Origin of the sequence: Streptomyces cinereospinus, assembly GCF_042430725.1 — a bacterium.
GTDB lineage: Bacteria > Actinomycetota > Actinomycetes > Streptomycetales > Streptomycetaceae > Streptomyces > Streptomyces cinereospinus.
This window is the reverse complement of sequence record NZ_JBHMCY010000061.1, coordinates 32916-45319: the sequence shown is the minus strand read 5'-3', so window position 1 is coordinate 45319 and position 12404 is coordinate 32916. Positions and strand designations below refer to the sequence as shown.

At 69.8% G+C, this 12404-nt stretch carries 10 protein-coding genes; 3 read left to right on the top strand and 7 right to left on the bottom strand.

Going from position 1 to position 12404, the window contains the following annotated elements:
• Window positions 1–82 precede the first annotated feature (82 nt).
• The 7 genes from ACFF45_RS26475 to ACFF45_RS26445 form a co-directional block, all read right to left on the bottom strand.
• Complete coding sequence (locus ACFF45_RS26475) at window positions 83–961, bottom strand: nuclear transport factor 2 family protein (protein WP_381349010.1); 879 nt, start codon at window positions 959–961, stop codon at window positions 83–85.
• Window positions 962–1126: 165 nt separating this feature from the next.
• Window positions 1127–1456, bottom strand: coding sequence for an antibiotic biosynthesis monooxygenase family protein (locus ACFF45_RS26470; RefSeq protein ID WP_381349008.1), 330 nt, complete (start codon window positions 1454–1456; stop codon window positions 1127–1129).
• Window positions 1457–1470: 14 nt separating this feature from the next.
• Window positions 1471–2346, bottom strand: a complete 876-nt coding sequence (locus ACFF45_RS26465) for a cyclase family protein (protein ID WP_381349007.1) — start codon at window positions 2344–2346, stop codon at window positions 1471–1473.
• A gap of 167 nt (window positions 2347–2513) precedes the next feature.
• On the bottom strand, window positions 2514–2912 hold the full coding sequence (locus ACFF45_RS26460; protein ID WP_381349005.1) for a YciI family protein: 399 nt from the start codon (window positions 2910–2912) through the stop codon (window positions 2514–2516).
• Window positions 2913–3001: 89 nt separating this feature from the next.
• Window positions 3002–4012, bottom strand: coding sequence for an alpha/beta fold hydrolase (locus tag ACFF45_RS26455; protein WP_381349004.1), 1011 nt, complete (start codon window positions 4010–4012; stop codon window positions 3002–3004).
• Window positions 4013–4068: 56 nt separating this feature from the next.
• Window positions 4069–6612: a bifunctional 3-(3-hydroxy-phenyl)propionate/3-hydroxycinnamic acid hydroxylase gene (locus tag ACFF45_RS26450; protein ID WP_381349002.1), complete on the bottom strand. Its 2544-nt coding sequence runs from the start codon at window positions 6610–6612 to the stop codon at window positions 4069–4071.
• 746 nt (window positions 6613–7358) lie between these two features.
• On the bottom strand, window positions 7359–8018 hold the full coding sequence (locus tag ACFF45_RS26445; protein ID WP_381349000.1) for a TetR/AcrR family transcriptional regulator: 660 nt from the start codon (window positions 8016–8018) through the stop codon (window positions 7359–7361).
• A 375-nt stretch (window positions 8019–8393) separates the two neighbouring features.
• On the opposite strand from ACFF45_RS26445, the gene ACFF45_RS26440 reads away from it, so the two are divergent.
• The 3 genes from ACFF45_RS26440 (at window position 8394) to ACFF45_RS26430 (ending at window position 12183) form a co-directional block, all read left to right on the top strand.
• On the top strand, window positions 8394–9236 hold the full coding sequence (locus ACFF45_RS26440) for a fumarylacetoacetate hydrolase family protein (protein ID WP_381348999.1): 843 nt from the start codon (window positions 8394–8396) through the stop codon (window positions 9234–9236).
• 600 nt (window positions 9237–9836) lie between these two features.
• Complete coding sequence (gene fabV, locus ACFF45_RS26435; RefSeq protein WP_381348997.1) at window positions 9837–11087, top strand: enoyl-[acyl-carrier-protein] reductase FabV; 1251 nt, start codon at window positions 9837–9839, stop codon at window positions 11085–11087.
• A gap of 70 nt (window positions 11088–11157) precedes the next feature.
• Window positions 11158–12183 carry an EamA family transporter gene (locus ACFF45_RS26430; protein ID WP_381348996.1) on the top strand — a complete coding sequence of 342 codons (1026 nt, stop codon included), beginning with the start codon at window positions 11158–11160 and terminating at the stop codon, window positions 12181–12183.
• Window positions 12184–12404 lie beyond the last annotated feature (221 nt).

Sequence of the window (12404 nt, the reverse complement as noted above, 5' to 3'; positions counted from 1 at the left end):
CCCGCCGGCTTCGGGCAAAGGGGCAGTGAGCGCCTGACCCCCGCGGCGGGTGAGTGCGCGGCGGCCCCGACTGCTGTCCCGTTCAGCGGCGCGGCTCGATCGCGAGGGTGGTCAGGGCGGTGATCTGCTTGTCGTCGAGGGCGGAACCGTCCCAGCACAAGCTCAGGGAGCTGACCTTCCCGTCGTCGAGAGTCACTGCGGCGGCACCGCGCGCCACGACGCTTCCGTCAGCCGTCCACTCGAAGCCACCGCCCCGCTCGTTGCCCACGATGTGGGATACCGCAGCGCCTTGGTACGGCAGTCGTCCCGAGGCCCGCTGGAGATAGCGGGTGATGGCCGCGCTGCCGCGGATCCTGGTCCGCAGGGCGAAGTCCTCGAGGGTGGCGTCGTAGGCGAGAAGCTGATTCAGCTGTGCGTGGTCGTCCGAGCCGATCGCGTCCATCAGCCGCTCGACCGCCGTGCCCAGCACCGGGACCGGCCGCGGCTCGACCGTGCCGGCTCCGAGGCCCTCGGGGAAGTCCTCTGCGGGCACCCGCAGCCGGTCGGCGGTGTCGGTGCCGAATCCGCGGCCGTCCCAGTAGTCGACCCAGCGCACGATCTTCTCGTCGGTCAGGTCGACGATCGCGATGCCGCGTATCTCGCCTCCGAACAGTTCGGGGGTGTCGGTCATGACCACGGCGGCACCGCGGGTGTCGCCCAGCACTTGCACCGGGTAGGACTTCGCTTCCTCGCCCCACTGCGGCATGTACTGCTCCCACACCCCCCGCAGCGCTTCGTTGGACGGGAAGGCCCAGCCCAGCGTCGCATCGGCGTAGTAGGTCGTGTCGGGGTGGAAGCAGGCGTGGGTGGTGTCGATCCGGCGCTCGGTCTTGGCCGTGAAGAATGCGGTGAAGAACCGTGCCGCCTCTTCGGTGGCATACCTGGTGTCGGTGGGCCCGGGGTAGGGGGTGTCGCTGTCCATGGGAGTCCTCAGGGCGATGGTGCGAGAGAAGGGCGCGGGCTCCAGGCCGTGGCGCCTGCGTTGGTGAGCGGCTTCCGGAGGTGTTCGCTCGCTGGGAGGTGCGGCGCGTGCCGTGTGCGGAGCGGACCCGCCGCACGAAGCCGGCTCGTCGGCGGGCCGACGGCTTCAGTCGAACTTCGCGGCGGTCCCGTAGAAGCCCCGGTGAGGCGTCCACGTGGACGACTGCTCGTATCCGTCCAGCTCGGCTCTGAAGTCAGGGGCCTGGATGGCTGCCTGGAAGTGCGCTCGGGACTCCCATTTGGTGATGTTGACGACCTTGAAGCGGGTGTCGGTGTCGAGCGCGCGGAACAGCTCGGCGGAGATGAATCCCTCTGCTGGCGTGGTGAAGCGAGAGCGCTCCTTCCATCGGGAGACGAAGGTGTCGATCTCGTCCTCGGCGATGTCGATGATGTTGATGAAGGTGACCGGGCCTTCTCCGGAGGGCGGAGTGTCCATGACGCGTTCCTTTCTCAGAAGACGGCGATAGGGTTGACGAGCAGTCCGGTGGTCCCGGTGATGCGGGGCGGCGCCAGCACGAGCATGAAGCTGAAGCGGCCCAGGGCCGCGCAGACCTCGGCGAGTTCGTCGAGGCCGGCCGCGTCGACCAGCGGAAGGCCGAGCCGGGCGAGGGCGACCTGGTGCATGGGCAGCGGGAACGCCGGGGGGCGCGAGTCGCCGATGTCACCCAGGTACACACTCACTCCGTGCTGGTCCAACCACTTCACGGCGCTCAGGTCGAGGCCGGGAACGGGTTGGCCCAGCGGCTGGTTGGTGTCCCATCCGCCGCGCAACGCCACAGCGTCTCCCGGGTGCAGCGGCGTGTCCGCGCGCTGGAGCGCGGCATCGAGGTCCGTGGCTCCGACGCGTCGGTCGGCGGCGAGGCTGCCACCGTCGGGAGCCAGGTCCAACAGGACGCCACGGGTGATGACCCCCGCACCGAAGCAGTCGGCCGAGCCGTGTGCCACACCGGTCGGGGTCACGGCGTCCTGTACCGGCACGCCGGGGTAGACGAGGCCGTCGACCGGTATGTGGGCGACGGCGTCGAGGTGGGTCAGCGCGGCGTTGTGGGTGTTGACGACCAGTGTGTCCGTCATCGCCAGGGGCTGTGCGCCGTTGAAGTTCACGGCCTGCAGGACGCCGGCCGGCATCGTGGCCGGACTGCCGACCGGACCGAGTCCGGTCGTGAGGGCAATCGGATCGACGGGGCGGGCCAGGCTGACGTGGCGTGCGTCGCGTACCTCCGCGGCCGCCCGCGCCCTCGCCGCCGCGTCTATCAGGTTCAGGGTGCCCAGCTGGTCCGTGTCCCCCCACCGTCTCCAGTTGGTGGGGAGATCCGTCTCGGTCATTTCTCGCTCCGTTCCGACGCGGCGGCGCCGCGGGTCGAGCAGGCGGTTGCGCCACTGGCTCGACGTGATGGTGGACAGATGGGGGAGTGGGTACGCGGCTGTCGGGTGCCGGCCGGCACCCGACAGCCCTGAGCCGTCAGGTCTGCGTACCCGATGGGGGACCCGCGTCAGGTGATCTTGGGCCGTCCGGCGGAGTAGAAGACCTGGATGGTGTAGGTCCCCTCGTTGAGCATCCACTCGCGGATGGTGAAGCTGCGAGCGCCTCGGCTGTGCATGGGGTCGGCCTCGGCGAGGCGCACGGCCTCTTCCATGGACCCGGCCCGGTACATGAAGAGTCCCTCGCCCAGCCACTCCTGGAGGTCTTCGCTCGCGAGCGGGCCGGCGGCGAACATGACGCCGTCGCGCTCGAGCTGGGTCTGGTACTTCACGTGCTCGTCCAGGACCTCCATGATCGGGCCGAGCCCGTTGGTGGGCTTGGAGGAGATCACGTAGAGACGCTTCGCCAGGAGGTCGTGGGTCGTCGAGAACTCGACCATCTCCTGCCAGCTCATACGGGGTTCGGTCATCGTGGGTGTGCCTTTCTCGTGGTGGGTCTCGCGGCCCACGGCGATCGCCGCCTCAGGGGTCGCGACGGTGCTGTGCGGTCGTCCCGACCTCAGGCCGGCATCGCCAGGAGCTCGCGCAGGAGTGCGGTGACCTCGTCGGGGCGTTCCATCGACCAGAAGTGCCCGGCCTGGATGTAGCGGACCGCGACGTCCTTCGCGTTCGGGATGTAGTCGCGTGCGTGCTCGTAGAACTCGCGCGGCTGCGTCTTGCTGTCGTATCCCTCCAGGATCATGACCGGGCAGGTCCAGGCGGGGATCAGGCGCAGCCTTCGCTCGATCCATTCCTGGCGGAAGGTCGAGCTGTTGAAGTACCGGGGCACCGCGCGGTTGATGCCCGGGTAGGAGTACTCCTGGATGACGCGGCGCATCTCGTCGTCGGGGAGGTCGTGCGTGGCGATCCAGGTGTAGACGAAGACGGTGAACTCGACCGGGTCGTTCATCAAACCCGTGAACGGTGCTTCGGCGAAGAGATCGGCCTGCGGTGCGAGGACGGGGTTGAAGTGGTAAAGGTGCTGCTCGCCGCGTCCGTAGCGCAGCACGCGGTCCGAGTGATCGGCCGCGATGTAGTCGCCCTGGACCGATCCGCGGTCGTGGGTGACCAGGTTGAACGTCTCCAGCCCGATCAGGTCGAGAGCGGCGACGAGCTGCTCGGCCGCCGCTTGGTGCCGGTAGTCGCCCGGAGACTTCTCCGACTGTCCGTAGCCCTTGAGATCGAATGCCACGCAGTGGTACTCCGACGCCAGGGCCGCCATCTGGTGATGCCACTGGTACCAGGAGTCCGGGATGCCGTGCAGGAACAGGATCGACTCGTTGGCCGGATCGCCGGCTTCGACGTAGTGGAAGCGCACCGTCTCGTGGTCGCCCGGCGCGTCGACGAAGTGGTGGGTGAACTCGACTCCGTCCAGGATCTCGACATCGCCTTCGGAGTCCGCATCCCGGGGTCCGACATCGCGGAAGTGCTCCTGGCGGGCCTTGATCGCTTCCTGGTCGGGGAAGAAGTTCTCCAGCACGTGCTGTGCGCGCGGTGGGAGCTCGGAGTACTGCAGGTCTTTCACGTCCATGACTGGTTCCTTTTTTCTGGCCGGTCCCGGTGGGCCGTTCCGGCGGGGGTGGTGGGCTATCGGCGTGGCTCGACGGCGAGGGCGCTGAGGGGGAGGATCACGTCGTCGTCCATGAGGGAGCCGTCCCAGACGAGGCTCAGCGAGGTGATCTGTCCTTCGCTGTTGAGAGCCAGAGCGGCGGCGCCGCGCGGGACGGTGCGTCCCTCGGCGGTCCACTCGAAGCCGCCGCCCTGCTCGTTGCCCACGATGTGGCTCACCGTCGCGCCCTGGTACGGAAGCCGCCCGGACGCCCGACGGAGGTAGCGCTGGATCGCCGCGCGGCCCCGGAGCTGGGTCCGCAGCGTGAAGTCCTCAAACGTCGCGTCATAGGCAAGGACCTCGTCCAGTGCGGAACTGTCGCCGTCGCGGATCCCGGCCATCAGCTGTGCGACTGCCGAGCCGAGGGCCGGGTCCTGCCGAGGCGTGACGGTGTCCACGCCGAGCGTGTCGGGGAAGACGTCGGCGGCCACGCGCAGCTGTACGGTGGCGTCCGCGCCGAATCCGCGGCCGTCCCAGTAGTCGATCCAGCGCACGACCTTGTCGTCGAGGAAGTCGATGATCGCGATCGCGCGGAGCTCGCCGCCGAACAGTTCAGGGGTGTTGGTCATCACGATGGCGGCGCCGGCGCTGGTGTCGCCCAGGAGCTGGACCGGGTAGCTCTTCGCCTGGTCACCCCAGAACGGCATGTACTGCTTCCACATGCCGTGCAGCGTCTCGTTGTCGGAGAACTCCCACCCCAGGGTCGCGTCGGCGTAGTAGATCTGCTCGGGGTGGAAGTGCGCGTGCGTTTCCTCGATCCGGCGCCTCGTCTTGGCCGTGAAGAACGACGTGAAGAACTGCTGTGTCTCCTCGCTCACGTTCCTGACGTCCACCGGGCCGGGGTAGGGCGGGTGCGCACCGGCCGCGGCACTTCCGGCACCCACGCGTGCTCGTGAGCCCGTGTCGACGGAGCGGAAGTTCCAGCCGGCGTCCGCCATCGAGTCGATGAGCTGATCGACCAGACGCGGCAGCTCGTCCAGCTCCGCGACCGCCCCGAAGACGTACTTGTCGGGCCGCTGGACGAACGCCCGGACACCGTGCTTGCGGAACCACAGGTCGTACTCGCCGTCCAGGTCGATGTAGTAGTCGGGGCCGGGACCACGCGACACATGGGCGAACTCGACACCGAGTTCCTCAAGGGCCCGGAGCTGCTCGTCGGTGAACAGGTCCTGCGGCACGGCGTGCCGGGAAACGATCTTCCAGCCGTGTCCGAACTCGTCGAGACGATCGACGCGTCCGTCGAGGGCGACCCGGGCCTGCGGCGCCGGCCGTCCGTCCGTGACCGGGCTGTCCGCCGACTCGGGTACGACGATGCCCTCCCCGAGCCGGGGGAAGATGGGGGCCGGCGGCACGGTGCCCATCCGCAGCATCTCGTCACGCCGGTGGGCCGCCTGGGGGTCCCGGGTGTTCCACAGCTCGCCGAGCGCGACGCACCGCTCGATGAGGCCCCGCACGTGCGCGCCTCGTTCGCTCTCGACCGTGTCGAGCAGCTTCTGTTCCGCCTCACCGTGCATCACGGCCGTGAGTTTCCAGACCAGGTTGATCGCATCGCGGATTCCCGAGCACAGGCCCTGGCCCATCGTCGGGGGCATGGTGTGCGCGGCGTCGCCGGCGAGGAGCACTCGTCCGTCCCGCCACCTGGGCGCGAGGGTCGCCTCGAACCGGTAGACCACCCCCCGCTCGATGTGGCCGTCCTCCGGGGTGAGGCCCCACATCGCGAGCAGCTTCCAGCAGTTGTCCTCGCGGGCGAAGTCGTCGGGGTCCTCGCCGTCGAGCAGGCCGAACTCGAAGCGCATGTAGTTGCGGCCCTCCCACCTCCCGGCCAGCTGAGGGCGGTCGATGTCGAGGACCTGGAGCACCTCGGGCATGTCGGCGATCTCGCGGTCGGGGTCGTCGAGCTTGAAGTCGATGACCAGCGAGTCCATCGGCTCGTAACCCAGCCGTGCGCGCTCGATCCCCAGCGCGGAGCGTACGAAGCTGTTGGCTCCGTCGGCGCCGATGACGTAGGCCGCGTCCACGACGGTCGGTGCCGCACTCGCGTCGTCGACCTGGCGGCAGGTCACCGTCGCGCGGTCGGCGGTCTGCTCGATCCGTTCGGCCTTCAGCCCCCGGAGGACACGGACCCCGAGGTCGCGGGCGCGCGGATCGAGGATGCGCTCGATCTCGGGCTGGTACGAGAGGTAGCTCTCCTTCCAGCCCGCGCCCCCCTCGCCGATGTGGATGGTGGCGAGCACCTCCTTCTCGGCCGTGACCAGGTCCCACTGCAGCATGGGCTGGGCGGCCAGCTCGACCGCCCCGGCGACCCCCAGTTCCTGGAAGGTCCGCATCGTCTCGCCGTCGTAGTGACCTGCTCGCGCCAGCGGATACAGCGTGTGGTGGCGTTCGACGACGACGACATCGAAGCCCCGCTGCGCCAGCAACCCGCTGAGAACCATGCCGACGGGGCCGTAACCGACGATGGCGATGTCGCAGGAGATGCGTTGCGGCACTGGTGTGACCTCGGATACGGAGTCGGTGGGCATCGATGTAGCTCCCTTGCTTACGGGTGACACGGCGGGGCGCTGCTTCAGAGCGCGTTCTCGCGGTGGGGAAGAGCGTCGCGGACATCTGTCTGTATCGCTCGTTACGGACAGTGTTACAGCCGGTTTCGAGGTGGCGTCAAGGGAACGGTCCGGATGAATCGCGATCGGGTGCCAGGCATGGGGCAGGTGTCTGCGGCCCACGGCTCGCGCGCGTGGTGGGTGAGTCGTGCCGGACGCCGACGGAGACCGGAGTGGCCGGCGCCTCGGCGTGCGGACTGCCTGGGTGCAGGCTCGCTGCCGTGCTCACCCGGCATGTCACCGCACCGTGTCAGGCGGGTGAGCTTCGTTACCGGTTCGTCACGGGAGGTAGTCGCCGCTCGCCGGAACACCTTTTCGGCGGCGAATGCCGCGTTCAGGGCCTTGGGGAGCGCCGCAGTGGACCGCGGAGTGCGAGAGCGCCCCGGTGATCTGCTCAGGGTCGGGACCGGGGAGTGGCGTCACGCTGCCGGCTTGCCGGAAGCGTTCCGTGCGGGTGACCAGTGCCTCAGTGCGGCCTCCGCCGGCAGGCGCGGGCCGAGGGGGTGGGCGGTTCGCCCGAGCGGGCGGGTGCCGAGGGCCCAACGGGTCGCAAGCAACCTGCTTCCCTACCGGAGTGCCTCACGCTCCGTCTGTCCCGAAGCGTCAGGGCGTCACTGTGAAACCCGCCGCACCGGGTCGCGCCCCGGTGGGATCAGCGTCCTCGGAGTTCACTGAGGGGCGGAGTCCGACGAAGCGGAATCCGGCGAGAGCATGCCTTCGGCCAGGGTCACCGTGGCGCGGGCGAGCCGGCGCAGGAGGCACTGCGTGGCGCCCGGAGCGCTTTCTCGCGCCAGGAAGATCCCTTCGAAGCCGGCGGCCACGAAGTCCGCGAGGCCCGCCGCCACGGCCTCGGAGCGATCCGGCCCGAGATCACCGAACGCCTGCGCCAGGGCCGCTCGGATGCCCTCCCTCGCCTGCGTGCGCATGCTCAGTACCGCTTCGTTGACGGCGCCGGCAGGTGAGTTGAGCATGAGGATGACCTGCAGACGCACGAAGTCCGGGTTCTGTTCGAGTGCCCTCATGCCGTGCTGCAGCGTTTGTGCGATTCGCTCTAAGTGGGATGTTTCCGGCCCGAACTCCAGTCGGGGAGCGTCCGCGTAGAACCTCGCGTTCCCGCGGTCCATCACTGCCGTCAGGACGCCGGCCTTCGAGGAGAAGTGCCAGTAGATCGAGCTCGCCGCCAGCCCTGATTCCTTCGCGATCGCCGAGATGCTGGTGCCCTCGTAACCGCGCGCCGACATCAGCCGAGTGGCGACGTCGAGGATGGTCTCCTTGGACCTTTCACCCAGTTCGAGCCGCTTGTCCTTCGGCGACGTGCGCGTGGTCATGCCCGGATTGTAGGTCCTGTGATCGTCCAGGACTTCGGTCACGGCCTCCCGCGGCCGGGCGGCGGCGGCCTGGTGGACGGCCGCTGATCGCACCGCGGTCACCGGGATCGGCCGCGCCGACGTCGTGCCACCCGTACAGGTGACCGCGGACCACCAACGTATTCATCATGCTGATTTTGGCCCGAGCTCTTGACGGAGCCGTGTACCTGGGCACAACATCACATTAATCATCATGCTGAATAGCTGATGAAGGCACGGGCCTGTCGTCTCCGGCTGCCCTGGCGCCTCAGACCGGCTCATGGGCACCTTCTGGTGCGGCCGCTCCACCGGATCCCCTGCGGGATCTCGTTCTTTCCCAGTTCCGGGAGTCACATCGTGCGTATCGCAAACCTTTCCGGCCGGCTGGCCCTCGTCGTCGAGGGGCGTGCCGTGGACGTCGAACAGGCCAGTGGGGGCCGCTTCTCCGCGGACCCGCAGGCCGTCTACGAGCGGTGGGAGGAGTTCCGCGCCTGGGCCGCTTCCACCGACCTGCCCGAAGGCGTGGAGTTCGGCCTGGCCGAACTCGGCTCGCCGGCCCCGGCACCGCGGCAGACTCTGGCGATCGGTCTGAACTACCGCGACCACGCCGCCGAGTCGGGATTCGTGGCGCCCGAAGGGCTGCCGCCGGTGTTCACCAAGTTCGTCACCAGCATCAGCGGGCCCGTCACCGAGGTGAAGCTGCCGGCGGACGGCCACACCGACTGGGAGGTCGAACTGGTCGCCGTCATCGGCCGCCGTGCGGAAGGCGTCCGCGAGGCCGACGCCTGGACCCACGTCGCCGGCCTTGCGGTGGGCCAGGACATATCCGAGCGTGTCTCGCAACTGGCCGGACCCATACCCCAGTTCAGCCTGGGCAAGTCCTTCCCCGGATTCGCCCCCATCGGCCCGTGGCTGGTCACGCCGGACGAGTTCGACGACCCCGACGACCTCGAACTGCGTTGTGAGATCAATGGTGAGGAGGTCCAGAAGGGCCGCACCCGGGACCTGATCTTCTCCGTGCCCGCCCTGGTCAGCAAGCTGTCCGCGGTGCTGCCGCTGCTGCCCGGCGACGTCGTCTTCACCGGCACCCCGGCCGGCGTCGGCCTCGGCCGCGACCCGCAGCGCTTCCTCGCCGCCGGTGACGAACTCGTCAGCACCGTCGAGGGCATCGGCGGACTGCGCCAGACCTTCGTCGCCTGAGCCGGCCGCCGGTCCGACGGACAAAGAAGTCGCGGAGGGCACGGGCTGAGCGATGGACCTCGTCCACGGCGCCCCGCGCGTCATCGTCCTGATGGAGCACACCACCAGGACGGCGGCCCGGAGATCGTCCCGGAGCGCACCCTCCCGCTGACCTGCCGAGCCTGTGTCCACCGGATCAACACCGACTCGGGGTGCTGCACGTCACCGACGGCGGAGCAGTCAGGGTGGAGACGGCACCCGGTGACACGCGCGAGCACATCGTGGCGGCCACGCCGGTTCCGCTGCGTGTGCCGGCACCGGTCGGCCGGACCGAATGAGTCGTTCGCCGGTCCGGTGTTCCCGGACAGCCACCGGACCGGCGAAACCACCATCGCCCCCCGCTGTCCGCCACCGGCCTCCCCACCGAGGCCGCGCCCCCGCCCCGCCCCGGCCGCGCCCTGTCCGAGGTGCCCTGCCTCGCGGCCGGGGCGGCCTTTCCCGTCGACGGAACGCTCGCCCTTGGCCAAGCGGCTGAGCCCGGCCTGCACACCCGTCACCGCGGCGCCCACGGTGCCGGCCGCACGAGGCCGCACCGTCCCAGTCGACCCAAGGACTGCCATCGTGAGCAAGCGTGTTCTCACCCCCCGCAATCGGGGTTTCCTCTTCCTCGACTCCCACCCGGCGGGCTGCGAACGGCTGGTGGCCGACATGTGGCAGGCATGCCCCGACTCTGCCGACGTACGGGAAGGCGCCGGACCGGTGGCTCTGATCATCGGATCCTCGGCCGGATACGGCCTGGCCGCCACTGTCGCCGGACTCAAGCGCGCCGGCATCCGCGGCATCATGGTCTCTGTCGAGAAGGCACCCACCGAACGGCGCACCGCCACGGCCGGTTGGTACCGCACCGCCGCAACCGCCGACATCGCTCGCACCGCCGGGCGCGATCTGGCGTTCCTCAACGGTGACGCGTTCTCCGACGAGGTGAAGAACCAGGTCGCCGGCCTCATCGAGCGGCGTTTCGGCGGCAAGCTCGACTACCTGGTCTATTCGGTGGCCGCGCCCCGGCGCACCGACCCCGTCACCGGCATCACCTACGCCTCCGTCCTCAAGCCGATCGGCCAGGCGAACCACACCAAGACGCTTGTCTTCGATGACCAGGGCGTTCCCGAGGTGCGCGCGGTCGAAGCAGCTCCGGCCGAGGACGACGATGTCGAGCAGACCGTGGCCGTCATGGGCGGTACGGACTGGGAACGCTGGATCACCTTCCTGGCCGGCCGTGATCTGCTCGGCGACGGCTTCGCCACCGCCGCGCTGTCGTACATCGGATCGCCGCTGACAGCGGCGATCTACCGGCAGGGCACCATCGGTGCGGCCAAGGCCCACCTGGAGGCCACCGCCCGCGCCCTGAACGAGCGCCTCGCCAAGACGGTGGGCGGTCGGGCCGTGACCTCCGTCAACGGCGCCGCGGTCACCCAGTCCTCCACCGCCGTTCCCGGCATCGCCCTGTACACCGGCCTGCTCCGCGGCGTCCTCGGAGAGCGCCTGGTCCCACCAGTGCACCAGCTCGCCGTCCTGTGGGACCAGCTCACCGGTGCCGCACCGCTCACCCTGGACGACGACGGCCGGATCCGCCTGGACGCCTGGGAACTCGCCGACGACGTCCAGGCTGCCGTCGCCGAACGCTGGGAGGCTGCGACGACCGACACCATCGCCGACCTCGCCGACCTCGTCTGGTTCCGGGCGGAAGTCCAACGTCTGTACGGATTCTCCGTACCGGGCGTCGACTACGCCGCTGCCGTAGCCACCGACATCGCCTGGCCCGCCCTTCACGCGCCGACCCCGATGGGGTGCGGCGGCTCGCAGAGGGCCTGAAGCGATGGGCCGGCCCGGAGCAGGAGAACGTCCCCGTCGTGTGCGAGCACCCTCACAGGAGATCGCCCCTTTGCATTCCTCGTCCGCGCACGGGGCGGCAACCGTCGCCCTGACCGCGCTCGCACCGGCGGCCTGGGGCACCACGTACGCCGTGACCACGGAGCTTCTGCCGCCCGGGCAACCCCTCTTCTCCGGGATGATGCGCGCCTTGCCCGCCGGGCTCCTCGGGCTGGCGCTCGCCCGCGTCCTGCCGCGCGGGGACTGGTGGTGGAAGACCGCCGTCCTCGGTGTGCTCAACATGGGTGCCACGTTCCCCCTGTTCTCCCTGGCGGCCGGACGACTCCCCGGCAGTGTCGCCGCCATCCTGGGTGCCACCCAGCCGCTGCTCGCCGCCGTGCTGGCCGTCCTTCTCCTCGGAGAGCGGCCGTCGGCCCGGCGGTCGGCCTGGGCCGTGACCGGCGTGACCGGCGTCGCACTCGTCATCCTCGAGCCGCAGGCCCGGCTGGACGCCGTCGGGTTGCTCGCCGGCCTGGTCGGTACAGCCGCTGCGGCCGGCGGGGCCGTCCTGACCATGCGCTGGGGCCGTCCGCCCGGAGCCGGCCCGCTGGCCCTGGCCAGTTGGCAACTGACCGCCGGCGGCCTGCTGCTCCTCCCCCTCACCCTCGCGATCGAGGGAGAGCCGCAGCGGATGGACGCCGACTCGGTCGGTGGCTACCTGTGGCTCGTAAGCATGTGCGGCTTGATCGCGTACACGCTGTGGTTCCGCGGCATCGGGCAACTGTCGGTCGGCGCGTCCGCACCCCTGGTGCTGCTGTCCCCGCTGGTCGCGGCAGCCATCGGCATCGCGCTGGGCGAAACCCTGAGCCCGCCGCAGGCTCTCGGGTTCGTCCTGGCACTGGCCGCTCTGCTCGCCACGCAGCTCAGTCCCCGGTTCCCGTTCCCCGGCGACCGGACGCCCGCGGGTCACGTGGAAGAGACAGGTGCTGTGCCGCCACGGCGGACCCTCACCGTCCCCCCTGCGGCGGAAGCGGGCGACGGGTCCACTCGCCGGAAGGGGCGGCCCGAGGCCGTGGCGGGATGGTGCGCGGGGCCATGACCTCCGTCAACGGTGTCTTCGTCTCCCAGGCTTGCGGAGGAAGGACGCAGTGACGACACGAGCGTTACGGCCGATGCGCAGCACGCGCCATGGTTCCCCACCTGACGCGAGTGCGGGGCGAAGACCATCCCGACACCCGCTCACCACTTGGTGCAGACTGGCCCGGTGGCCCGGTGGCCCGGTGGCCCGGTGGCCCGGTGGCCCGGTGGCCCGGTGGCCCG